This window comes from Paenibacillus flagellatus (genome assembly GCF_003217775.1).
Classification (GTDB): domain Bacteria; phylum Bacillota; class Bacilli; order Paenibacillales; family NBRC-103111; genus Paenibacillus_AB; species Paenibacillus_AB flagellatus.
This window is the reverse complement of sequence record NZ_QJVJ01000009.1, coordinates 159107-182895: the sequence shown is the minus strand read 5'-3', so window position 1 is coordinate 182895 and position 23789 is coordinate 159107. Positions and strand designations below refer to the sequence as shown.

Here is a 23789-nt window from a genome sequence, read left to right as displayed (position 1 = left end):
CGCGCACGGGCCGCCTATCGCAGACTTAAACCGCCGGAGCCCGCCAAGGGCTTTTCTTTTCCGCGTCAAACCGAACATACATTCCCCTTTATTGGAAAGGAGATGCCAATTATGTACGATTACCGGCTCACGCCGCTGGAACAGACGATCGAACGGATCTATTCGACGATGGATATTCGCGAGCCTCACCAGCTGGACGTAGAGACGATTTCTCACAAGCTCGGCATATGGGTGCACTATGCGCCGTTCTCCAGCCGGGCGATCGACCGGGGGGGCTTGCAATCAATCGTCCTCGACAACCGGCTGTCCAGGCAAGAGCAATGGCAAGATTTCGGCCACGAGCTGTGCCACCTGATGCACCATGCCGGCAATCAATTATCCATGGGCGAATCGTTTATCCGGCTGCAGGAGACGAAGGCGACGAACTTCGCCTATCAGTTTTGCGTCCCGACGTTCATGCTGCTTGCCGTCGAGCTGCCTCGCCTCGAATCGGAAGCCGCCGCTTCGATCGCGGCCGTGTTCGGCGTGACGAGCGAGTTCGCCGGCGAGCGGCTGAAGCGGCATCGCCGCCAGTTGACGTCAGCCCGCATCGCGGAACGGCTCACCGCTTATTTCCATGCGGAGGAGATCGTCAAGCGCAATCAAGGAATCGATTATATCGTGCCGACCGGCGGATCCCGCATGCTGCTTTGCCGGGAACGCGGCGTGATCGGCTATATGAGGGACCGCGATGAAACCGACTAAAATCGTACCCGTCGTCCGAGACGGCTATTGCAAAGCCTTTTTCTCGCTCGATCTGGAATCGTCCGATTTGGCCTCGCAACCGCATTTGATGCTGAACGGATACTCCCGGGCGCTTTTCGCGCTTCAAATGGGGGACCGCGGCCTTCAATCGATCGGCATCGGAGTAGGCGATTACTTGCTGTTCGGCACGTCGGCCCCGCTCCGATCGTCCGGACAAATTTCGCTCGTCCGGCAGGAGGACGAGTTCATTATCCGGGAGACGTATTGGTCCGGCGATACGACGATGCTTCGCGTCCCCGGTGAAACGTATCCGACATTGATCGTCCCGACCGAAAACGTCCGCATCGCCGCCGTGTTGGACGACGTAATCCGGAACGACGAGCTGGCACGCGTCGTCCGGTTCGGATGACGCGTCCTCACGCCGAAAAGAGCGTCCTCTTCCGAAACGAAGCGATCCGGCAGCCAGCCGTTCGCTCTTTCGTTCGTTCGGAAGCGGTACGCTCTCTACATCCGCCAATCGTTGAACCGTCACACGGTTTCCCGATCCTTCGGCACCACCAACGTCACAACCGTCCCCGCACCCGGCGACGATTCCACCGTCAGCGAGCCGCCGACGCCGCGAGCGCGCTCCTCCATGCTGAACAGCCCGACGCCCTCGCCCTTCCGGCCGTCGGGATCGAAGCCGCGTCCCCGGTCCGCGATGACGGCGACCACCGCGTCGTCCGCCTCCGTCAGCGTCACGGTCGCTTCGGCCGTTTCGGCGTACTTGCCGACGTTGGCGAGCGCCTCCTGAATGACGCGGTAGATCGCCGTTTCCTTCTGGACGTCGAGCCGCCGGCGCAGGTTGCAGTCGAAGGCGACGCGGACGCCGTAATGCCGCGAGAAGCCGGCGATGTGCGTCCGGACGGCCGGTACGACGCCCAGATCGTCGAGCACCGACGGCCGCAGCTCCCAAGCGAGCCCGCGCACGTCCTCGATCAACCCGGAGACGTCCCGGCGCAGCCGCTCGAGCCGCGAGACATACGTCCGCTCGCGCCCGTCCGCGCCTTCCGTGCCGGCGGCCTCGTCGGCCGATTCCGCCGCAGCGTCGGCGATCAGCCCGTCCATGCCGATCAGGAGCGAGAACAAGCTTTGCCCGATGCCGTCATGCAGCTCCCGGGAAAACCGCCTCCGCTCCTCCTCCTGGATTTCCATCACCCGCGCCATCATCGTCTTGATCTCTTCCTCGGCGCGCTTCAGCTGCGTCACCTCGTTGCGGACGGCCAAATATTGATACGGCTTGCCCGCCTCGTCGAGGAACGGCACGATCGTCGTATGCACCCAATAGTACGAGCCGTCCTTGGCCCGATTGCGGATTTCTCCGCGCCATACCCGCCCGGCCGCGATCGTCCGCCATAGCTCGCGCATGAACGCTTTGTCGTGGTACCCGGAGTTGATGATCCGATGGTCTTGACCGATCAGCTCCTCCCGGGCATATTGCGAGATGTCGCAAAACCGGTCGTTCACGTACGTGATCGCGCCGCGCCGGTCCGTCACCGCGACGATCGTCGATTCGTTCAGCGCGAATTTCAGATCGGCCAGCTGCTCGAGCGACTGCTTGAGCCATTCGCGAAAGGCGGGGTCCGCCACGTTGTCGTCCAGCTGCGGCAAAATCGCGTCGACGTCATGCCCGATGCCTTCCGCGCCGTTTCCCGGCCGAAGCCGCCCCCGTTCGTTACTCAAACTGCAACAGCCCTTTCTTCAGCGCATATTTGACCAGCTCCGGCCGCGTCTTCAGCCCGAGCTTCTCCATCAGGTTGCTTTTGTGCGTCTCCACCGTCTTGACGCTGATGAACAGCTGCTCGGCGATTTCTTTGTTGGAGTAGCCCTTGGCGGTCCAGGCCAGCACTTCCTTCTCCCGCTCGGACAACGATTCGTACGTCCCCGCGTGCTCGCCGCTGCGCCATTGCTCCATATATTCGCTCATCAGCTTCTTCGTCGCCGTCGGGTACAAGTACGCGTCGCCCCTCGCGACGGTACGGATCGCCGTCAGCAGCTCTTCATGCGGCGCGCTCTTCAAGAGATAGCCCGACGCCCCGGCTTGAATCGCCCGGAACAAATACTCCTCGTCGTCATGCATCGTCAAGATGAGGACGGACGTGTCCGGCCGCTCCTTCTTCAGCTGCTTCGTCGCCGTCAGCCCGTCCTTGCCGTGCGGCATGCTCAAGTCCATCAGCACGACGTCCGGCCGCAGCTCCGCCGCCCGCGCAATCGCCTCGTCGCCTTCGGCGGCCTCGCCTACGACCCGCAGCCCCTCCTTGCCGTCCAGCAGCGACATCAAGCCCGAGCGAACGACCGCATGATCGTCGACGACCAAGATCCGTATCATTCCGCACCCCTCCTCTTCGCAATGCCCTAACGACCCGCGGCCGCGGCGCCATTTCCTTTTATCCTACCAGAACCGGGGGAAACGGTTCAACGAACGGGCCCGCCCGCATAGGCCGATAGCCGTCTGCGCTCCGCCTCCCGCTCCAGCATCTCGGTATCCGCCGGATCATACGCCCTTTCGGTCCGTTGGCCGATCAGAAGCGCGCCGACGACATCCGCCCCGTCCCGGATCGGCACCGCCGCAATCGCGGTCAGCTTCTCCGCCAGCAGGAGCGGGTACTTCGTCCGTCTCCCCTCGGCATTCGACTCCGTCCCGCAGACGACGAACGGCCGGCCGTGCCGCACGACCCATCCGGCGATGCCGCGATCCGCGGCCGATTCCTTCTCGACGAGCAGCCGATACCGTTCTCCGACGCTGCCGCTGGCCCCGATCCAGCGAATGCCGCGATCGGCCCCTCCTGCGAACGCCGCCGCGGCGAAATCGGACGAAGTGGCCAGACGAAGCGCATCCAGCTCCGTCTGCAAGTTCGTCGGATGCCCCCTCGCCGTCATCGCATTCCCTCCCCTCCTCCGGTTTGGTTCGTACCGTTCGGATTGTGCCTACCTTCCATTGTAAAATAACACCGCCCGGATGTATGTCGGGGAATTCCCTGAAAACGGCCGCGTGCTGCACCCGATCCGATCGCACCGCAAGCCGTCGCCGCACAATCGGGGAATCCTCCCGGCAAGTTCAGGCAATCCCCCGATACCTCGCCGGAGCGGAATCCCGTATGATGAGAAGCAACAAGAGGTTCAAGGGGGATTGTCTGATGACGACGACATGCGCGGGGAATATCGGCCAATCGGAGACGGCGTCCGCAAGCGGACTCGGAGCGCTTTTATCGGCGGACCATTTCCGGATGCTGAGCGGCATCATGTACGGAAAAACGGCGTCCGCCGGCACGACGTTGTTCTGGGAAGGCGATCCGACGGGGAAGCTGTACTATATTCGGTCGGGACGGGTCAAGGTAAGAAAAACGACCGAGGACGGCAGGGAATTCATCCTGTCCATCTTGAAGGAAGGGGACTTTTGCGGCGAGCTTGGCGGCTTCGGCGAAACGGTTCACGGCTACAGCGCCGAAGTGACGGAGGAGGCGGAGCTCGGCATCGTGCAGGAGCGCGATTTGGAGGTGCTGCTCATGCGGCACGGCGACTTCGCGGTCGAGTTCATGAAATGGATGAGCTTGCAAAACCGGATCGTCCAATCGAAATTCCGCGACCTGCTGCTGTACGGAAAGCCGGGCGCGCTCGCCTCCACGTTGATCCGAATGAGCAATACGTTCGGCATTCCGTGCGAAGAGGGCATCCGGATCGATCTGAAGATGACGAACGCGGAAATGGCCGACCTGATCGGCACGACCCGCGAAAGCGTCAACCGGATGCTGAGCGCGATGCGGGAGGAGGGAACGATTTCGGTCAGCCATCACCAAATCGTCATTCGCAACATCGACGGCTTGCGCCGCATTTGCCATTGCCCCTCGTACCCGGCATGCCCGAAGGAAATATGCCGGCTGTAGCAGGGAGACGCCGACGCTCGGCCCGTCCCGGCAGACGAAACGAAAAACCGCCGCGTCGCGCGGCCCGTTCGGCTGGCGCGACGTGACGGTTTAGGTCCGAATCAGTTCCCCGCTTCCTCGCTCTTCTTCGTCAGCGATCGATATTGCCGCGCCATCGCGAGCCGCCACGGCAGGATCATGCCGAACGCGAGCAGGAAGAAGAGAGCCCCGGTCTGCGGAATGGTGACCGCCTGCTCGACGAGGTCGTGCAGCAGCAGACGAATCGCCAGCAGCGCGATAATGATGACGATAAACGCCTTGGAGCGGGTCAAATAAACGTGCTCCCCCCGACGCTCGAACGTCGACGTGCGGATGAGCGGGTACGAGAAGAAGACCGCTCCGGCCACAAAAGCGCCGAGCGCCCACAGCCACGGAATATGCGTGGCCGGCACGAGAAACATCGCGAAGCCGGTCGACATCCCGATCGGCGGGATGATGATTTTGCGCAGCGACGTCGGCCGGTCGGCCGCCTTGAGCCGGACCGCGATGACGGTCGCCCCGAACAGCAGCGTGACCAGAGCCGACGCGAGATGGGTCATGGAGAACGATGCGCCCACTTTCGTCTACCTCCGTTTTCTTGAACGAACGCTTGCGAATCTTCTCTTCCATTGTACTCCCGAACCGCCGCAAAATCCAACACTCCCAAACGCCATCTCCGCGCTTAGAGCGGCTCCGCGTCGCCGGACGGGCGACTTTCCCGCGCGAGCCGCATCGCTTCGTGGCGATCCGCCACCTGCAGCTTGTTCAATATATTGGTGACGTAATTCGCCACCGTCTTGCCGCTCAGCTCGAGCTTCTCGGCGATCCGGGCGTTGGTCGCCCCTTCCGCCATCAAGTACAGCACTTCCCGCTCGCGCACCGTCAGCTCGGGGAACCGCTCCTCACGCGCGGCCGGACGTGTGGCGGCGAAATAGTCGATCATCCGCGAGGCGATGTCGGGGCTGAAGATCGCCTCTCCGCTGCCGACGGCGCGAATCGCCCGCAGCAGCTCGTCCTTCTCCGCGTCCTTCAGCACGTAGCCTCGCGCACCCGCCCGCATGGCGGTGAAGACGGACGTGTCGTCCTGAAACATCGTCAAGATGAGCACCTGCACGCCCGGTACGCTCGCCACGATCCGGCGCGTCGCCTCGATACCGTTCGTACCCGGCATCCGGATGTCCATCAGCATGACGTCCGGCTTCGCGGACACGGCAAGCTCGACCGCCTCGTCGCCCGAAACGGCTTCGCCGACAATGTCCATATCCGGCGTCGTGGACAGCAGCGTCCGAACGCCGTGTCGAAAGAGCGGATGGTCATCCGCCACGCCGATCCGCAGCCGTTTCGCCGGCTGTCCCGATCGTTCCGGTTCCTTCGCTTCCATCATCGATCATCTCCCCTTCCTTCCCGTCCGATACCGGCAAAAAAACGATCACTTTCGTCCCGCTCCCGTCCGCATGGGCCGGCTCGATCCGGCACGTCCCGCCGAGCTCGGCCGCCCGCTCCCGCATCGACCGCAGGCCGATTCCGCCGCGGCCCGTCCCGGCCGAGCCGCCCGGCTTCGCCGCCTGCGACGCCCGGACGCCCCGGCCGTCGTCGGCGACCGCGAGCTCGAGGCCGGTCCGCTCCGCCGTGCGGACGAACCGGACGCCGATGCGGCACCGGCCGGCCTCCGCGTGGCGCACGACGTTGGCGATCGCCTCGGAGGCGATGCGGTACGCGGCCACCTCCACGGCGGCCGGCAGCGGGGGCAGCCCGTCCGGCGCGTCCAGCTCGAACCGGACCGCCCCGCCGCCGGGCGCGCCGGCCCCGGACGCCGCGTGCGACAGCTCGCGCACCCGCTCGCGGACGGCGCCGAGCAGCCCGAGCTCGTCGAGCGCGGGCGGGCGCAAGTCGTGCGCAAGGCTGCGGATGTCCGCGACCGTGGCGCGAATGTTCGCCCGCAGCTCGGCGAGAATCGCCCGCGTCGCCGCCGGATCGGCCTCGAGCAGCTCCTCCGCCGCCGCGGCCGTCAAGGCAAGCGCGGCGAGCCGCGGGGCGGTGTCGTCGTGCAGGTTGCGCCGCAGCTCTCGACGCTCCTCCTCCCGCGCCAGCACGAGCCGCTCGCGCGATTCCTGCAGGTCCGCGGCAAGCAGCTTCACGTCGAGCGACACCTTGACGCTTTGCACGATCGCCGCCGCCTGCCGGACGAGCACGTCCAGAAACGCCCGGTCGGGCGCGCCCAGCCCTTCGCCCGGCGTCCGGGGCGCGGCCTCCAGCAGCCCGAGCAGCTGCCCCCGGTGGATGAGCTCGATCGCCGCGCGCTCGCCCCCCGCAGCGGGATCGCCGTCGCGGGCGACGTTCACCGTCTGCCCGTTCTGGTAAAGCGACACCGACACGTAAGGCAGCCGCAGCGCCTCGCGGATCGTCCGGGCGACGACGTGCAGCACGTCCTCCGGCGTCAACGGCTCCTCCAGCTTTTTCCCGAGCCGGGACAGCACCGAATACGGATCGCCCCGCTCGCCGTACAGCATCCGGTTGACCCACCGCTGCAGCCGTTCCTTGAGCGGCGCGAACAATACCGCCACGATGCCGGTCGCGACGAGCGAAACGAGCCAGCCGCCGTCCGTTCGGAAGATCGAGCCGATATACCAGGCCGCGGCCGTATAGACCGCGGCGACGAAGACGGACAGCAGCGCATAGACGATCGTCCGGTTGACGATCGGGTCGATCGCCCACAGCCGTTTCCGCAGGACGGCGGCGAGCAGCGAGGCCGGGATGACGAGCATGGACGCGTGAATGCCGACCTCGATCGCGTACAGCCGGTACGGCGTATGCAGGCCGTTCGCCTGCCACCACAAGAAAACCGCCGTAAAGGCGAGCAGTCCCGTCAACGCGACGGATAGCCCGTAGACGACCCATTTCGTCTGCTGCCGCTCGAGCGGCCCCGATACGAACCGGTACCGGTACAGCTGCACGTACAGCAGCATGCCGGCCCAGAGCAGGAGCCAGCCGCCGACGAGCCACTGGGACCAATACGCCAAATCGACGGGCGTCGCGGGGAACAGATAGCCGGGCACGCGGACAAGCACAAGGACGGCCAACAGCCAAGCCATCCGTCTCGAGACGAACGTCCCGCTCGGGAAGACGGCGAAAAACAGCAGGAACGCGACGAAGCTCCCCGCCTCCACGAGCCGCACCGTCGACTTGAGCCAGTCCCCCCACTCGTACAGCACCGTCATCACCGGCGTAAACGCCGCCCCGTACGTGAACAGCATAAGCGTTCCGAGCAGCCCCATCATCGTCCGCCGCCGGTACAGCGCAACCCCCGCCCCCATGCAGACGAAGCCGAATACCGCGTATATCGCCGTATACGCGATGGCGTACGTCCCCGCGCCGTAGCCGTGAGCGGCGAGCCATTCCGTGCCCGGAGGCGGGTTGTAGAACGGTTCGCAGACCTGCGTCGCGCAGCGGTCGCGCATCTCCGCATAAAACGCCGGGAGGGCGACGATAAACATCGCCGCCGTCCAAGCGCATACCGCGAGTACGGCGACCCGGTACGCCTTGCGCGCTCCGCCCTGAAACGAACCGGCGTCCGTCCGCTCCTCCGCCTGTCGATCCGCCATCTCCGTCCCTCCATTCGTTACGAGTAGTATACCAGCCGCCGTTCCGACGCGACAACGGCCGCAGCCGGACTGCCGCCACTTTCCCGACGCATTTCCCGACGCTTGGGAAACGCCTTCTCTTCCCGTCGGGAAAGCTCCGGATGGTACCATAACGGCAAGACCTTCCAAGGAGGAAAAATAAATGATCATCCCTAAAGGCTATTTGACATTCGGCGGGTGGGCGCTCATGCTCGGAGGCGCAATGGGTGCGGTCGGACAGCTCGTGCATGCCCCGGACGTTCCCGATTCGGTCGAACATATCCCCCATTTTCTCGACATGGCGGTGAACGTGCACGTGCTGCTGGCCTGGGCGTCGGCGTTCGTCCTGATGGGGCTGCCGGCGATCTTTTTGCGTCAGGCGCAAGGATTGAAATGGTGGGGCTGGCTCGCGCTGCCGCTTCTGTTCATCGCCCTCATGTTCGAAATCTTCCACGGTCCGGTGCAAATATTGGCGTACCCGATTCTGTTCGGCTCGATCGATTCGCCGGCCGCCCTGCAGGCCGTCTCCGATCAGATCAACCATTTGTCGGTCGACCGGTATCCGGCGCAGCTGCTCGTCCTGGTGCCGATCGTGCCGTTCCTGTTCGCCGGTATGGTGCTGCTCGGCATCGCGACGTTGACGTCCCGCACGATTCACAAGGCGCCGGGCGTCGCCCTGCTCGTCGTATTCGCGCTGCTCGTGATCGGGCGGTTCGTGCCGATCCGGTTTTTCGAGCTGGCATTCTCGTATGTGCATCTTGCCTTCGCGGCGTACGGCGCCGCGATCGTCTTCGGCCGAGGCCGAATCGCCGCCGCCGATTCGCCGGAAGCCGCCGCTCCTTCCGCCTGACCGTCTTCCGTATCGTCTCGCCGCCTCTCGCGCCCCGGCCCGTGCTTGTGCCGGGGCGTTTCCTTTTGACGAACCGGGTCAAGTCGACCATCTCCTCTTGACACCCCCGCGCATTGGCCGTACGCTATTCATTAGTCGACTAACGAAATGAAAGGATGTCCCCTTTCCATGGATCGCGACGCTTCCTCCCTACCCGATTCGATCACGCATCTGATGTCCAAGCTGCTGCGCCAGCACCATTCCAATTCGCACCTGCTGCTCAAGTCGAACGACGTCCACCCCGGCCAGCCGCCGCTTCTGTTCCTGCTCGCGAGGCACGACGGGCTGCGGCAGCACGAGCTGGCCGAGCGGCTGCGCGTCAAGCCGGCCACCGTCACGGTCATGGTAAACCGGCTCGTCAAGAACGGCCTCGTCGAGCGCCGGGCCGATCCGGACGACCAGCGTGCGACCCGCGTCTACTTGACCGCCAAAGGCCGCGGCGCGGTCGACGAAGTGCGCGGCGCGCTGCAGGAGAGCGAAGCGCACGCGCTCGAAGGCGTCACCCCGGAGGAGAGAATGGAGCTGCGCCGTATTCTGCTTCGGATGTATGACAACGTAACCCGGCACGAACGATTCATTAGCCGGCATACGAAAGGAGCGCCGGACGATGGCGAGATGGATTAATTACTTGAAGCCGTATTGGATATCGACGCTCCTCGCCCCGCTGCTCATGCTCGTCGAGGTGTATATGGACCTGCTGCAGCCGAAGCTGATGGCGAGCATCGTCAACGAAGGCGTCATGAAGCGCGACCTCGCCCACATCCAGCATACCGGCGGATGGATGCTCGTCGCCGCCCTGATCGGGCTCGCGGGCGGCGTCGGCTGCACGGTCTTTTCCAGCATCGCCTCTCAGCGGTTCGGCGCGGACGTGCGCAAGGACGTGTTCGCGAAGGTGCAGACGTTCTCGTTTCGCAATCTGGACCGGTTCCCGTCCGGCTCGCTCGTCACCCGTCTGACGAACGACGTCGCGCAGGTGCAAAACCTCGTGCAAATGACGCTGCGCATTCTCGTCCGATCGCCGTTTCTGGCCGTCGGAAGCTGCATCATGGCGTTTACCGTCAGCCCTCGGCTTGCACTCATTCTCGTCGTCTCCATCCCGATATTGTTCGCGACCCAATATGTGCTGATCCGCGCCTCGTTCCCGCTGTACGCCCGCGTGCAAAGCAAGCTCGACCGCGTCAACACCGTGCTCCAGGAAAACTTGTCCGGCATCCGCGTCGTGAAAGCGTTCGTCCGCTCCGCTTTCGAGAACGGCCGGTTCGGCCGCGCGAATACGGACTATATGGACGTCGCGGTGAAGGCGTCGCGGATCGTCGCTATCAACATGCCGATCATGATGCTGATCATGAACGCGAGCATCGTCGCCGTCCTCTGGTTCGGCGCCGATCTGAACGGGCGGGGCTCGCTTCCGATCGGCGATCTCGTCGCGTTCATCAACTACGTGACGACGATGCTGTCCTCGCTGCTCATGGTCGGCATGATGATGGTGTTCGTCTCGCGGGCGAAGGCGTCCGCGGAACGAATCCGCGAAGTGCTCGACACGCAGCCGGACATCGCCGACCTTCCGGGCGCCCGGGACGGCGTCATTACGGAAGGAAGGATCGAGTTCGACCGCGTGTCGTTCGGCTACGATCCGGCCCGCACCGGCAACGAGCTGACGGACATTACGTTCACGGCGGAGCCGGGCAGGACGATTGCCGTACTGGGCGCCACCGGGTCGGGCAAGTCGACGCTCGTCCATCTCGTCTCGCGGCTGTACGACGTGACGGGCGGGGCGATCCGGATCGACGGCGTCGACGTCCGCCATATCCGGCTCGGCCATCTGCGCGGTCAAGTGGCGACGGTGCTGCAGCAGGCGATCCTGTTCAGCGGCACGATCCTCGACAACATCCGATACGGGAAGCCGGACGCGACCAGGGAGGAGATCGAGACGGCCGCCCGGGCGGCGCAAGCCCACGAATTTATATCCCGGCTGCCGGACGGGTACGACACCGTCATCGGGCAGCGCGGCGTCAATTTGTCCGGCGGGCAGAAGCAGCGCCTCTCGATCGCCCGGGCGCTGCTCGTCCGGCCCAAGATTCTCATTCTGGACGACAGCACGAGCGCCGTCGACCTCGGCACCGAATCGCGCATCCAACGGGCGCTTCAAGAGCTGATGCGCGCCAGCACGACGATCGTCATCGCGCAGCGCATCTCCTCGGTCATGGAGGCGGACCGCATTCTCGTCCTGGAGGAAGGCAGGCTCGTCGCCGCGGGACGGCACGACGAGCTGATGCGCACGAGCCCCGTCTACCGCGACATTTGCGAATCCCAGCTCGGGAAGGAGGAGATCGGCCATGGCGGAATCGCATAACCGGGCGGCGGACGGCGCGGCTCGCCCGAACGCCCCGGCGATAGGGCCCGGCGGCGCGTTCGGCATGGGCGGAGGCGGCCACGGCCAGCACCGCGGCACGATGCCGAAGGCTCGCGCCAAGCGGACGGGGCCGACGCTCTTGCGGCTGTGGCGCTACCTCGGGCGCCAGCGCGCCGGCCTCGCCGCCGCGTTCGTCCTGACCGCGCTCGGGGCCGGTCTGTCGCTCGTCGGCCCATACATGATCGGCCGGGCGATCGACGACTACATCCTGCCGCGCGACTACGGCGGCCTGCTGCGGCTGTGCGGCGTTCTGCTCGCCGTTTATTTGGTCGGCTCGGCGGCCGGCTGGGTGCAGGGGTATGTGATGGCGGGCGTGTCGCAGCGCACGGTGCGGGAGCTGCGGCGCGATTTGTTCGCCCGGCTGCAGACGCTGCCGCTCCGCTTCTTCGACGGCCGGACGCACGGCGAGCTCATGAGCCGGGCGACGAACGACGTCGAGAACGTGTCCAACTCGCTCAACCAAAGCGTCTCGCAGCTCATCACGAGCCTGCTTACCGTCGTCGGCTCGCTCGCGCTGATGATCGGACTGAACGTCCCGCTGACGATCGTCAGCCTGCTGACGATTCCGGTCATCGTAGTCGCGACGGGGCAGATCGCGAAGCGGACGCGCCGTCACTTCACGGAACAGCAGCGGCATTTGGGGGAGCTGAACGGGTTTATCGAGGAGACCGTATCGGGGCAAAAGGTAGTCAAAGCGTTCAACCGGGAGGAACGGGCGATCGAGCGGTTCCAGTCGTACAATGCGAAGCTGGCCGCAGCGGGCACGCGGGCGCAAATCATGTCCGGCCTGATGGGCCCGGCCAACAACGTCATCGGCCACCTCGGCTTCGCGCTCATCGCCGCGATCGGCGGGTGGATGGTTGTCCGCGACCTGACCACCATCGGCATCGTCGTCAGCTTTCTCACGTATTCCCGGCAGTTCAGCCGCCCGATCAACGAGCTGGCCAACCAGTACAACCTGATCCAATCGGCGATCGCCGGAGCGGAACGCGTCTTCGAGATCATGGATACGCCGTCCGAATACGACGTCAACCGAACCGACGAAGCGGAACGCGTCCGCAAGCCGATTCGCGGCGAAGTCGTACTGGACGGCGTCACGTTCGCTTACAAGGAAGGCGTGCCCGTCCTGAAGCGCGTCTCGCTCAAGGCCGAGCCGGGGCAAACGATCGCCCTCGTCGGACCGACGGGTGCCGGGAAGACGACGATCGTCAACCTGCTGACCCGCTTTTACGACATCGCGGAAGGAACGGCGACGATCGACGGGGTGCCGCTTCATTGCTGGGACAAAGACCGGCTGCGCGAGCAGCTCGGCATCGTGCTGCAGGACGCGTACCTGTTCTCCGACACCGTCCGCGAGAATATCCGATACGGGAAGCTCGACGCCACCGACGAGCAGGTGGAAGCGGCGGCCAAGCTGGCCAACGCGGACGGGTTCATTCGCAAGCTGCCCGGCGGCTACGATACGGTGCTGTCCGCGGAAGGCGGCAATCTGAGCCAAGGGCAGCGGCAGCTGATCACGATCGCGCGGGCGATTCTCGCCGACCCGGCCGTCCTCATTCTCGACGAGGCGACGAGCAGCATCGACACGCGGACGGAGATGCACGTCCAAGAGGCGATGAAATCGCTTCTGCGTGGCCGAACGAGCTTCGTCATCGCCCATCGGCTCAGCACGATCCGGGAAGCGGACCAAATTCTCGTCATCGACGGCGGCGAAATCGTCGAGCGGGGTACCCACGAGGAACTGCTGAACCGCCACGGCTTTTATTACGAGCTGTATTCGAACCAGTTCCGGCGACAGACGCAGGAGCCGAACGAGCACCGAGAACCGAAATCCGGCATAGCCCCGTAATGCTGCGTCGTGGCACGGCCGGACCGACCTTTCTTTCCGGCACGACGCGCGGCAACCGCGCGAAAATTCGCCATTGACCCGATCCGAACGCCGACTTACAATAGAGTCTGGCGTTTTTTTCCGCCAAATACGATGGACTTACTGTGCTATAACCGTTTGGAGGAGAAGGACCGGCATGTGGATTCGTTCGATCGTCATCGCCTTGTTTTTGCTCGCGGCCTACTGGCTATCCTCGCGCTTCGGCGCGCTTCGCTTGTGCTTTTATCCGACACTGGGCGCTTTCGGCTACTTTATGATCAGCCGCAGTTTGAGCGGGAAAGACGCCGCGACGATCGTCGCGGGCGCGGTAACCGCTTCAGCGGCGGGAAGCGCGCTCCATGCGTGGAGCCCGGGCCCGGCCGCCTTTCTCGCCACATGCTTGCTCACGATGGGCCTCATCCGGCTGATCCGCATTCATGCGGCGCCGATCATGGCCGTGTCGCTCATTCCGTTTTTCACGCCGATACCCGCCGTATGGACGCTGCCCGTCTGCGTGCTCGGATCGCTCTGCGGTCTGATCGTCGCCTTGGCGGCGGCCCAGGCGCTCGAATCGGCCTGGACGTCCTTGCGGGCGAAAGCGAAACGGGACGTCGTCTACGTCGCCGAGGTCGAATGAGGACGGCACCCCGGCGTGCCCGCCCGCGAACGCCGGCATCGGCGACGCCGACCGTCCGGTCATCCCCGTCCGAGCACTTCGCCGTACCGTTCCTGCAGCACCCGGCTGTGATGGATCTCGTGGCCGGCGATGATGTAGGCGAGCGCCCGGGCGGTAATCGGATTCCCGTTCACCTCGATCCGGTTGTCCCAAGCCGGCCCCGGCGCTTCCTCGACCAAGGCGAGCGTCGTCCGGCGAACGGCGAGGAAGCCGCTCAGCAGTCGGTCGAGCGGCTGCCGGTCCGATTCGGCGCTTCGCACGTAGTCGTCCTGGTCGAAGCCCGGCAGCGTGACCGTATCCCCGCGCAGCGCGCACAAGAGCCGGTATCCCATCACGCGCTCCGTATCCGTCAGATGACCGAGCAGCTGCTTGACGGTCCATTTGCCCGGTGCGTACGCATACAGTCCGTCCTGCTCCCGAATCGCCCCGTACAGCCGCTCCGCTTCCGTCAGCCGGTTCTCCAGCAAGACCCGCAGATCGCCCTCCGGCACGAGCCCGATGTACCCTTCGTAATACGAATGAAATTCGTCCATCTCCGGTTTTCGCCATTGCATCTCGATCCGCTCCTTTGCCGTTTCGATTGGAATATCGTCTATTCGCGCTTACCCTTCGCCGTCCGTTCCGCTCCAAATCCGCTTGACCCGGCCGACTTGGCCGTCCTGCAGCCGCACCTTGATCCCGTGCGGATGGTCCGGCGATTTCGTCAAGATGTGCTGTACGACGCCCCGCGTCGTCTTGCCCGTCCGCTGATCCTGCTTCAGCACGATGTCCACCACCGCTCCGGGCGTTATGGCGGCCCGCTTCCGTCCGTCCGTGCTCATGTTCCGCTCTCCCCCTCTCCGTTGTCGTGTCCTACCCGCTAGGGAGTCGCCGGCTTAAGCCGCTCCCGGGACCCTTGACTCATTAGTACAAATCGGCGTTTTCGGCTAAAATGAATGAAGCGAGCATGGGAGGTTCCCTTCATGGCCGAAATCAAAGATTCGCTGCTTCAGCTGCTGCTGGTGCTGCTGCCGATCGTTACCGTCCATATTTACTTGAGCCTGCACCGGCCTTCGAAGCATGTCGAAGCGACGCTCGGACTCGTCTGCTTCGGGACGATGCTGCTTTGCATGATATTCGCCTTTCCGGTATTCGATTTTTATTATGCCGATTTGCGTCTCGTTCCGTTCATCGTGGGCATTTTATACGGCGGTCGACGGTTCGGCGTCGTCATGTCGGTCCTCTATTTCGGATTCCGCTATGCGCTATGGGGAGGCGGGCCGCCCTTCGTCGCCTTCGCGGCGCTTCACGTTCCGCTGATCGTCATCGCCCTGCTGTGCGTCCCGCTATTCGCGAGAAGCGGCTCCGACCGGCGGGCCGCCATCGGGCTGGCTCTCGTAGGGCTCGCCTCGGTCTTATCGTTCGCCGCTATCGAATTCCGGATTGTGCTGTCCCCTACCGATATTCCTTCGTCCTTCTACGTCTTTATCGCCGTCTACTACGCCATTCATATGGTCAGCCTGTGGGTTTCGATCATGCTCATCCAGAGCGGCCTCGAGAACCGGGCGCTGCACCGCGAGCTGAAGGCGTCCGCGGCGCGCACGCGCAACGAAGCGCTCAAGCTGAAGCAGCTGCTCGACGCCAGCCCCTACGCGGTTCTGATGGTCGATCGGAACGGCGTCATCACCGAGGCGAACGAGACGTTTTTCGTCTACAATCCGAATTATTCGCGCGAGTCGTTGATCGGATGCCCCTATCGGCAGTTCGTCGACATGTACGGCTTCGATTACGAGACGACGATCCTTGCCGCCGCCCTGCGCGGCGAGGAGACGCGTCTGAAGGCGATCGACGTGAAGGGCAAAATGATGCTGTCCTCCGCCGTCCCCATCCTCGACCGTGAAGGTGCCATCATCGGTGCGGTCGGTCTCGGACTCGACGTGTCCGAGGTGTACCAGCTCCGCCAGCAAGTATCGCAGATGGAGCGGCTCAGCCTCGTCGGCCGGATGGCCGCGAGCATCACGCACGAAATCCGCAATCCGATGGCGGTCGTCCGCGGCTTCGTCCAGCTGATGCAGGAGCGGACGACGCTCGAGCATCAGAAGCCGTTCTTCGAGCTGATCGTGGCCGAGCTGGACCGGACGAACGAAATCATCAACGATTTTTTGTCATTGGCGCAAAATCGGATCACGCCGAAGCAGATGCTCGAACTGAACGACCTGATCCGCGCGATGCACCCGCTCATCGCAGCCGAAGCGAACATGCGCCGTATCGGCATCCGTCTCCTTCTCGATTCGGACGTGCCGCCGCTTCTGCTGAACGACAAGGAGATCAAGCAGCTGATCCTCAACCTGACGCGCAACGCGGTCGAAGCGATGGACGACGGCGGCGTCCTGACCGTCGAGACGCGATTCGACGGGGAGGCCGGAGAAGCGCGCATGATCGTGTCCGACACCGGCCCGGGCATCCCCCCGCAGACGCTGGAGCGTCTGTTCGAGCCGTTCTTCACGACGAAGGAGCGGGGGACCGGTCTCGGTTTGACCGTTTGTCTGAGCATCGTCGACAATCACGGCGGCCGGATCGACATCCGTTCCGAGGAAGGCAAGGGCACCGATTTCATCGTCACGCTGAAGGCGGAGGCAGCCGATTCGGACGGATAAGACCCTATGGCGGCGTCCCGATCCGCCACGCTTCCGTCTATTCCTTGCGGCGGGACGACCAGCCGGCGTACCAGGCGGCGATCGGCTCGGCCGGTTCGGTGCCGAGCTCGTCCTGCAGCTTCCGCCGCAGCTTGTCGTACTGGCCCTTCACTTCCGCCGGCCGACCGAGACGGTCGTAGAGGCGCATCAGGCTCATATAAGACTCCTCCAGCAGCGGAAATCGTTCCTGTACGCGTTGGTACAGCCGAATCGCCTCGCTCATCCGTCCGCCGCGCTCGAACCGGCCCGCCGCCGCGAGCGCGTGCTCAAGCCATTTGATGCGCAGACGCTCCCGCTCGTTCTCCGCCCATAAATAGCCTTCCTGCTCGAAATAGTCGCCCCGGTATACGTCCAGCAGCAGCCGAAGCAGCTCGCGGTCGGCATCGCCGTCCGCCGACCGGCTCGCCCTCTCCAATCCGGCCTCCCATCGGTCCGCCTCCAGCTCGATCGCCGCATGCTCGAGCCGGTACCGGCCTTCGACGTAATCGATCGGCGACGCGATGCCGGCGGCCTTGAGCGTTTTGCGCAGCTGGTACACGGCGGTGTGCAGGTTGGCGAGGCCCTTCTCGTCGCCCGCGTCGGGCCACAGCAAATCCAAAATCGCTTCCTTCGATACGGCTGCCCCCCGCCTATGGGCCAAATAGGCGTACAGCTCCTTCGCCTTCATCGTTCGCCAAGGCACATCGACCGGCACGCCGTCCGCACCGATGACGCCAAGATGGTGGAAGCAGCACAGCAAGGTCGGTGCCGGCGCAGCGGTGGCCGGCGCTTCGTCGCCGTGCCCGGCTTCTGCGTCGGATACCGGCGCGGACACCGGCCCCGCTATCGGCCGCGGTCCCGAACGCGCGTCCGCCCGTTCCTCCGCTTGCCGGCGCAGCCGCGCCAGCGTCTTGTCGAGCCGGCTCGGCTGCACCGGCTTCAGCAAGTAATCGATCGCTTCAAGCTCGAACGCCGCGACGGCGTAATGATCATAAGCGGTCACGAACACGATCTCGATGTCGGGGCACAGCTCTTGCAGCCGGACCGCCGCCTCGAGCCCGTTCAACCCCGGCATCTCGATATCGAGAAACGCCGCGTCCGGCCGCAGGCGGTCCGCTTGCTCGAGCAGCTTGCGCGCGTCGGGAAACGTCGCCGCCACTTCCACCCCGGCGCGCTGCAGCATTCGCTCCATGCTTTGCAGCGCGAACGGCTCGTCGTCGACTACGATCGCCCTCATTGCGGCTTCGGCGGCTCGACCCGCCGTCCGGGAGCGCCGCCAAGCATGCCGCGGATCAGCTCCACCCGTTCCTCCGCGCTGCCTTGCGGCAGCTTGGCCAACAGCAGGTCGGCCATCGTCGATATTTTGACTTTACGCAAATGGTCGAACATGCGCTCCTCCGCCTCCCGCATCGTTTGATGAATTTCGCACATGCCGGGCATCGGGACGTATCCGAGCGAGAACGCCCGAATGTTGGCGCATTGGTACAATTGTCCCCGGCCGTTCACGGCCACGAACACGTCGTAAAACGTAATGTCGTCCGCCGGCCGGGCCAAGCTGATGCCGCCCTTGCTGCCGACCGTCGAGCGGACGATGCCCGCCTTGGCGAGCTGCGTGAACACCTTCGCCAGGTAGGCGTGCGCGATGCCCATCAGGTGAGCCAGCTGTTTGATCGTAACCGTCACTTCCGGCGGTATGGCCGCCAAATTGACGACGCTGTGCAGCGCGTACTCGATGCTGAGCGAGTTGTTCATGGCCCCGAGCCGTCCCTTCTTTCTTTCATCCGAATAGTTTCATTGTACCAAATCGCCTGAAATTGCGACAACCGTTGGCCGAATTATCATCTCATCCCGTGACGTCCCGAGATGCCTGCAGGCGAGAGAATCCGGCTTATGGCGCCGGCGTATGCGAAAAAGGCCTCTCCGCATGGAGGGCCCTCTTTTCCGCTTCTTATTTGAAATATTTCGACTCGATTTTGCGCCCGGTTACGGCCATCAAGCCGAACACGCCGATGACGAGCACGAGCTTCCACGGCTGCTTGAACAGATCGACCAGATCGTAGCCGACGAACGACACCATCAGGATCATCACGCCCTTGCCGAGCACGGTCGCCGTCACGAACGTATGGAACGGCACCTTCGAGATGCCGGATACGATATTGACCAGAAACGACGGCGTAAACGGGAAACAAGACAGCAGGAAAATCGGCATGAAGCCGTGCCGCTCCAGCCAGTGGATCAGCCTCGTCGAACGCGGACTCTTCCGCTCCACGAAATGGCGCAGCCTGCCCCCGAACCGGCGTACGAGCCAAAAGACGGTCAGCGCGCCGCAAAAGACGCCGAGCCAAGAGATAAGAAACCCTTCCCCGAGTCCGTATATATTCACATTGGCGATCAAGATCGCAACCAACGGCAAAAACGGCAGCAGCGACTCCAGCCAAGCCGCGAAAAAGCCGGGCAGCGGCCCGAGCGACTCGAAGTGGTTGAGCAGCTGCTCCACGTCTTCCCATGTCATCGCCGACAAATCCACGCTTCCGATCATCCGATTCGTTCCACCCCTGTATAGATACTACCACTATACTATCCGGGAACGAGCAAAAGCAAATCCGCCCTCGGTCGCGTTCGGCCCCGTCCGCAGGTCGGGTTGCGCCCCGCGGCACCCCACGGCACCCTCTTCTTGACGGAGGCTTAAAAAAACCGTCCGGGGAAGCCTCCGGACGGTTCTTGGATCGTTAAGCGACGCTCGTCTCGAGCGGATCTTCCTCGTCGCGGTCGAAGGAGGCGCGGTCGAATTCGCCTTCCGCATTCGCGACCAGCAGCGACGTGACGGTCGTACCCGTCGCATTGACGGCCGTACGGCCCATGTCGATGACCGATTCGACGGCGATGACGAGCCCCATCCCTTCGAGCGGGAGGCCGAGCGCCGTCAGCACGACGGTCGTCGAGATCGTCGCAGGCCCCGGTACGCCGGCTACGCCGATGGAGGAGATGACCGCCACCAGGACGAGCACGATATAGTCCGACAGCCCGAGCTGCACGTTATACACCTTCGCGACGAACACCGCCACGATCGCCGGCCAAATGCCGCCGCAGCCGTTGAAGTTCATCGTCGCGCCGAGCGGAGCGACGAAGCTCGCGATGCGCGGCGATACGCGCAGCCGCTTCGTGATGACTTCGAGGTTGACCGGCAGCGTCGCGTAGCTGCTCCTCGTCGTAAACGCGACGGCGACCGTCGGGTACGCCTTCTTGAAAAACTTGATCGGATTCACCTTCGCCACGAGCGACACGAGTCCGCCGAACACGAAGACGAAGTGCAGAATCAGCGCGATGTACGACGCCACGATAATTTTGACGAGCGGCGCCAGCGTCTCCAGCCCGTAGCGGGCGGCCATCGCGCCGACAAGCGCGTATACGCCGTACGGCGTCAGGCGGATGACGTATTTGACGACTTGGTGCATAATTTGCGCAAGCGATTGGATAAGCGCTTTAGCGGGTGCGACGACGTCCGGCTTCTTCGAGCCGACGTGAATGATCGCGATCGCCACGAAGACGGCGAAGATAAGCACCGGCACCACTTTGCCGCCGGCGGCGTCGCTGACCGGGTTGGACGGCACGAGGTCGAGAATGACCTGCGAGAACGTCGGAATGTCGCGAGGCTTGTAATCCTTCGGTACCGCCGCTTCGATACCGGATCCCGGATCGACGATCAGAGCGATGATCAAGCCGATAATGGCGGCGATCCCCGTCGTGACGAGAAACCACGTGATCGTCTTCACGCCGATTTTGCGCAGCTGGCCGATGCTGGACAGCTGGGCGATACTGTTGATGACGAGCACGAAGACGAGCGGCATGACGAGCATTTTGATCAGGTTGACGTAAATCGTTCCGATCGTGCTCACACTCTTGTAATCGAGCTTGTAGCTGTTGAATACGATACCGGCGATCAAGCCGAGGCCAAGCGCGATCAGCACCCGATAGCCGAAGCCGATCCGCTTTTTCGCCATGAAGTACAAGACGCCGATAATGACGATGGAGACTAGCAGGCTGACCCAGTTCGTTTCCAAGGCCGTCCACAAGTTGTTCTTCAAGCTGATGCATCTCCTTTTTAACCCGACCTAACGGATAGGAATTATGTACATAACAATACTCCCGGGTTCACAATATTGTCAATCGTTTTTTTCTTTCTCTCTTGCATTTCTATTTTATGGGAATAAAGTCGGATCGTTTCGGCATCATTCGCCACCCCCTCGCGTATGAATACCGCCCTGTCGTGAAACCGTTTCCTACTTGTATTGTATTGGGCGTGCGGGTCAAAGATGACAAGAGCCGCCAGACGGGCGTTGTCCGTTCGTCCCCGCTCGCGGCGCCTGCTTCCGCCTCGCTTATAGGTAACGTTTCCAGATCCGCCGCCCCTCATTCGCCGCTGCTGCGAATTCGCTTTCCTTTTTACGATTGACACTTTATCGATATATCGTTTATTTTAACGATATATATCGTATTCGAGTATCGTAATCTAACATGGAGGTAAGACGATATGCATGATTCCGATTCCGGCAAACCGTGCGCATCCGGCGGCGGCGCTTTCCGCTCGGGAGGCCGAGGGGGCCCCGGCAGACGGTATTTCGGCCGCGGCAGCGTGAAATTCGCCCTGCTCGAGCTGCTGTCCGGCGGGCCGATGCACGGGTACCAGATGATGAAGGCGCTCGAGGAGCGTTCCGACGGACACTATACGCCCAGCGCCGGCTCGATCTACCCGACGCTCGCGATGCTGGAAGACCGCGGCTGGATCGTATCGGAGGAGGCGGACGGCAAGAAGATTTACCGCCCGACCGCGGAAGGCGAAGCCGCTCTGCACGACTGGCGGCAGCGGGACGATCGCCCGCGGGAAGACGCGGATTCGGCGCCTCCGCGCGAACGGCGGCTCGCCGACGGCTTCGAGCTCATCCGGCTCATGACGAAGGCGGAGAAGCGGGCGGCGGTTCACCCGGATAGCGCGGCCCGGTATCAGCGCTTTTTGGACGGGGCGATCCGGGAGCTGCGGGCGATGCTGGCGGAGGCCCGTGCGGAGGGACGGCGGGACGCCGAAGACGGCGGCCGGGACGCCCGAAGCGGCCCCGTCTTATGAGAGGAGCGTGACGGCCATGGAATCCCGACGACGGACCGTCGAAGCGGCCGAAGCCCGACCGGGCCCGAGAAGCCGCGACCGTACCGTTCGCCATATGTACAAGCGGATGTTTTTTCACGTCAAAGGGCATTGGGCGCTTATGCTGCTGGCGCTCGTCTGCCTCGTCGCGAACTCGCTGCTCGAATTCGTCATCCCCCAGCTGACCCGGCATACGATCGACCGCGTCATTCCGGACGGCGATACCGGCGCTCTCGCCTGGATCGGGGCGGCGATACTCGGCACGGCTTTGCTGCTCGGCTTGTTCGGCTATTTAAGCAGCGTCACGATGGCCACCGTCGGCCAGCGCGCGGTGTACGATTTGCGCAACGAGCTGTACCGCCATATGCAGAGTCTCGACATGGCGTTCTTCGACCGCAACCGCACCGGCGATCTGATGTCGCGGGTGACGAGCGACGTCAATATGCTCCAGCAGCTCGTCTCCTCGGGCATGATGCAAATATTGACCGACGCTTTCACCTTCTTCGCCATCGCCTTGTATATGCTGTACGTCGACTGGCAGCTGACGCTGCTCATGCTCGCTACGTTCCCGCTCATGCTCTATACGACGCGGAAATTCAGCAAGCGGATCCGGGCTTCGTTCAAGACGGTTCAGCAATCGGTCGCCGAAGTGAGCAACCATTTGCAGGACACATTGTCCGGCATCCGCCTCATCAAGTCGTTCGCGAGCGAGGATTACGAATTGGAGCGGTTCGCCGAGCGGAGCGAGACGAATATGAAGGCGAACTTGCGCACCGTTCGCCTGCGGGCGATCTACGAGCCCGTCATCGACCTGCTTAATTACGTCGGCATGGTCGCCGTCCTGATCTTCGGCGCCTGGCAGACGATCCGGGGCGATTTGACGGTCGGGGCGATCGTCGCCTTCCTCGCTTACCTTCGTCTGCTGCAAAATCCGATCCGCCACTTCAGCCGCATCCTCAACACGATCCAGCAATCCGCCGCCGCCTACGAGCGAATCGTCGAGGTGCTGGAGACGAAGCCCGAAGTCGTCGAGAAAGCCGATGCGGTGCCGCTTCCGCCCGTCAACGGGCATATCGTATTCCGCGGCGTCTCCTTCGCCTATCGCCCCGACGTGCCGGTGCTGCGCGACTTCGACCTGACGATCGAGCCCGGCAAGGTGACGGCGCTGGTCGGTCCGTCGGGAGCGGGCAAATCGACGGTCGCCCATCTGATCGCCCGGTTTTACGATCCGCAAGCCGGCTCGATCGTCATCGACGGGCTGGACCTGAAGGACGTCGCGCTGAAATCGCTGCGGGAGCAGATGGGCGTCGTCTCCCAGGACATCGTCCTGTTCAACGGCACGGTGCGGGACAATATCCGCTACGGCAAGCCGGAGGCGACCGACGACGAGATCGCCGCCGCGGCCCGGGCCGCGAATGCGCACGAGTTCATCGCGTCGTTCCCGAACGGGTACGACTCCGAGATCGGAGAGCGCGGGGTGAAGCTGTCCGGCGGGCAAAAGCAGCGCATCTCGATCGCCCGCGCGATTTTGAAAAACCCCCGCCTCATCGTGCTCGACGAAGCGACCGCTTCTCTCGACACGGAGTCGGAGCACCTGATCCAAGAGGCGCTGTCCCGTCTGCTCGCCGGACGCACATGCCTCGTCATCGCCCACCGGCTCTCCACGATTCGGTCGGCGGACCGGATCGTCGTCATGGACGGTGGTTCGATCGCCGAAGCCGGCACGCACGAGGAGCTGCTGGCGCGCAACGGCAAGTACAAGAAGCTGCACGACCTGCAGTTTCCGCAGGAGGAGGCCGGGGATAGCCCGGCCGGGTAAGTCGACAAGCCGACGCTGACGTTATC

The 23789-nt window shown here is 63.6% G+C and carries 23 protein-coding genes; 11 read left to right on the top strand and 12 right to left on the bottom strand.

The genetic code is table 11. The features are described 5' to 3' along the window. The first annotated feature begins 111 nt into the window (after positions 1 to 111). Complete coding sequence (locus tag DLM86_RS20420; protein WP_158289586.1) at positions 112 to 744, top strand: ImmA/IrrE family metallo-endopeptidase; 633 nt, start codon at positions 112 to 114, stop codon at positions 742 to 744. After that, complete coding sequence (locus tag DLM86_RS20415) at positions 731 to 1153, top strand: LexA family transcriptional regulator (RefSeq protein WP_110841908.1); 423 nt, start codon at positions 731 to 733, stop codon at positions 1151 to 1153. Before DLM86_RS20420 ends, DLM86_RS20415 begins: the two co-directional genes overlap by 14 nt. A gap of 119 nt (positions 1154 to 1272) precedes the next feature. On the opposite strand, the gene DLM86_RS20410 is transcribed toward DLM86_RS20415, so the two are convergent. From DLM86_RS20410 to DLM86_RS20400, 3 genes are all read right to left on the bottom strand, one after another. Further along, entirely contained in the window at positions 1273 to 2466 is a 1194-nt protein-coding gene (locus DLM86_RS20410; protein ID WP_425453988.1) for a PAS domain-containing sensor histidine kinase, read from the bottom strand. Then, positions 2459 to 3112, bottom strand: a complete 654-nt coding sequence (locus DLM86_RS20405; RefSeq protein ID WP_110841907.1) for a response regulator transcription factor — start codon at positions 3110 to 3112, stop codon at positions 2459 to 2461. Before DLM86_RS20405 ends, DLM86_RS20410 begins: the two co-directional genes overlap by 8 nt. Before the next feature lie 86 nt (positions 3113 to 3198). Next, on the bottom strand, positions 3199 to 3663 hold the full coding sequence (locus tag DLM86_RS20400) for a GAF domain-containing protein (RefSeq protein WP_110841906.1): 465 nt from the start codon (positions 3661 to 3663) through the stop codon (positions 3199 to 3201). A 257-nt stretch (positions 3664 to 3920) separates the two neighbouring features. On the opposite strand from DLM86_RS20400, the gene DLM86_RS20395 reads away from it, so the two are divergent. Continuing rightward, the gene (locus tag DLM86_RS20395; protein WP_110841905.1) at positions 3921 to 4667 is read left to right on the top strand and encodes a Crp/Fnr family transcriptional regulator; all 747 of its coding nucleotides are present in this window, start codon (positions 3921 to 3923) and stop codon (positions 4665 to 4667) included. Between the two features lie 101 nt (positions 4668 to 4768). Here DLM86_RS20395 and DLM86_RS20390 read toward each other — a convergent pair whose 3' ends face one another. From DLM86_RS20390 to DLM86_RS20380, 3 genes are all read right to left on the bottom strand, one after another. Beyond that, positions 4769 to 5263: a CcdC family protein gene (locus DLM86_RS20390; protein ID WP_342773101.1), complete on the bottom strand. Its 495-nt coding sequence runs from the start codon at positions 5261 to 5263 to the stop codon at positions 4769 to 4771. Between the two features lie 104 nt (positions 5264 to 5367). Then, positions 5368 to 6069 (bottom strand): response regulator transcription factor, encoded by a 702-nt coding sequence (locus DLM86_RS20385; protein WP_245954751.1) that lies wholly within the window; start codon positions 6067 to 6069, stop codon positions 5368 to 5370. Further along, a complete protein-coding gene (locus tag DLM86_RS20380; RefSeq protein WP_110841904.1) occupies positions 5999 to 8287 on the bottom strand; it encodes a sensor histidine kinase in 2289 nt (762 codons plus the stop codon). Before DLM86_RS20380 ends, DLM86_RS20385 begins: the two co-directional genes overlap by 71 nt. A gap of 181 nt (positions 8288 to 8468) precedes the next feature. Here DLM86_RS20380 and DLM86_RS20375 point away from each other — a divergent pair, with 181 nt between their 5' ends. The 5 genes from DLM86_RS20375 to DLM86_RS20355 all read left to right on the top strand — a co-directional run bounded on the left by DLM86_RS20375 (position 8469) and on the right by DLM86_RS20355 (position 14111). Beyond that, entirely contained in the window at positions 8469 to 9155 is a 687-nt protein-coding gene (locus DLM86_RS20375; protein ID WP_110841903.1) for a hypothetical protein, read from the top strand. A 168-nt stretch (positions 9156 to 9323) separates the two neighbouring features. Then, positions 9324 to 9818: a MarR family winged helix-turn-helix transcriptional regulator gene (locus DLM86_RS20370; RefSeq protein WP_110841902.1), complete on the top strand. Its 495-nt coding sequence runs from the start codon at positions 9324 to 9326 to the stop codon at positions 9816 to 9818. Further along, a complete protein-coding gene (locus DLM86_RS20365) occupies positions 9802 to 11547 on the top strand; it encodes an ABC transporter ATP-binding protein (RefSeq protein WP_110841901.1) in 1746 nt (581 codons plus the stop codon). The genes DLM86_RS20370 and DLM86_RS20365 overlap by 17 nt, the downstream gene beginning before the upstream one ends. Continuing rightward, positions 11531 to 13456 (top strand): ABC transporter ATP-binding protein, encoded by a 1926-nt coding sequence (locus tag DLM86_RS20360; RefSeq protein WP_425453987.1) that lies wholly within the window; start codon positions 11531 to 11533, stop codon positions 13454 to 13456. The genes DLM86_RS20365 and DLM86_RS20360 overlap by 17 nt, the downstream gene beginning before the upstream one ends. Before the next feature lie 175 nt (positions 13457 to 13631). After that, on the top strand, positions 13632 to 14111 hold the full coding sequence (locus DLM86_RS20355) for a hypothetical protein (RefSeq protein WP_110841900.1): 480 nt from the start codon (positions 13632 to 13634) through the stop codon (positions 14109 to 14111). A gap of 59 nt (positions 14112 to 14170) precedes the next feature. Here DLM86_RS20355 and DLM86_RS20350 read toward each other — a convergent pair whose 3' ends face one another. Both DLM86_RS20350 and DLM86_RS20345 read right to left on the bottom strand, forming a co-directional pair. After that, a complete protein-coding gene (locus DLM86_RS20350; protein ID WP_110841899.1) occupies positions 14171 to 14704 on the bottom strand; it encodes a DinB family protein in 534 nt (177 codons plus the stop codon). Positions 14705 to 14752: 48 nt separating this feature from the next. After that, positions 14753 to 14971, bottom strand: coding sequence for a YwbE family protein (locus tag DLM86_RS20345; RefSeq protein ID WP_110841898.1), 219 nt, complete (start codon positions 14969 to 14971; stop codon positions 14753 to 14755). 141 nt (positions 14972 to 15112) lie between these two features. Here DLM86_RS20345 and DLM86_RS20340 point away from each other — a divergent pair, with 141 nt between their 5' ends. Further along, positions 15113 to 16786 carry a two-component system sensor histidine kinase NtrB gene (locus DLM86_RS20340; protein WP_158289585.1) on the top strand — a complete coding sequence of 558 codons (1674 nt, stop codon included), beginning with the start codon at positions 15113 to 15115 and terminating at the stop codon, positions 16784 to 16786. A gap of 37 nt (positions 16787 to 16823) precedes the next feature. Here the strand turns inward: DLM86_RS20340 and DLM86_RS20335 are convergent, their stop codons facing one another. From DLM86_RS20335 to DLM86_RS20320, 4 genes are all read right to left on the bottom strand, one after another. After that, positions 16824 to 18041 carry a response regulator gene (locus tag DLM86_RS20335; RefSeq protein WP_110841896.1) on the bottom strand — a complete coding sequence of 406 codons (1218 nt, stop codon included), beginning with the start codon at positions 18039 to 18041 and terminating at the stop codon, positions 16824 to 16826. Continuing rightward, positions 18038 to 18556: an Rrf2 family transcriptional regulator gene (locus DLM86_RS20330; protein WP_110841895.1), complete on the bottom strand. Its 519-nt coding sequence runs from the start codon at positions 18554 to 18556 to the stop codon at positions 18038 to 18040. Before DLM86_RS20330 ends, DLM86_RS20335 begins: the two co-directional genes overlap by 4 nt. 196 nt (positions 18557 to 18752) lie before the next feature. Beyond that, complete coding sequence (locus DLM86_RS20325; RefSeq protein ID WP_110841894.1) at positions 18753 to 19343, bottom strand: TVP38/TMEM64 family protein; 591 nt, start codon at positions 19341 to 19343, stop codon at positions 18753 to 18755. Positions 19344 to 19533: 190 nt separating this feature from the next. Beyond that, positions 19534 to 20889: a dicarboxylate/amino acid:cation symporter gene (locus DLM86_RS20320; RefSeq protein ID WP_110841893.1), complete on the bottom strand. Its 1356-nt coding sequence runs from the start codon at positions 20887 to 20889 to the stop codon at positions 19534 to 19536. A gap of 446 nt (positions 20890 to 21335) precedes the next feature. On the opposite strand from DLM86_RS20320, the gene DLM86_RS20310 reads away from it, so the two are divergent. Both DLM86_RS20310 and DLM86_RS20305 read left to right on the top strand, forming a co-directional pair. Next, the gene (locus tag DLM86_RS20310) at positions 21336 to 21926 is read left to right on the top strand and encodes a PadR family transcriptional regulator (RefSeq protein ID WP_110841891.1); all 591 of its coding nucleotides are present in this window, start codon (positions 21336 to 21338) and stop codon (positions 21924 to 21926) included. A gap of 16 nt (positions 21927 to 21942) precedes the next feature. Further along, entirely contained in the window at positions 21943 to 23763 is a 1821-nt protein-coding gene (locus DLM86_RS20305; RefSeq protein ID WP_110841890.1) for an ABC transporter ATP-binding protein, read from the top strand. Positions 23764 to 23789 lie beyond the last annotated feature (26 nt).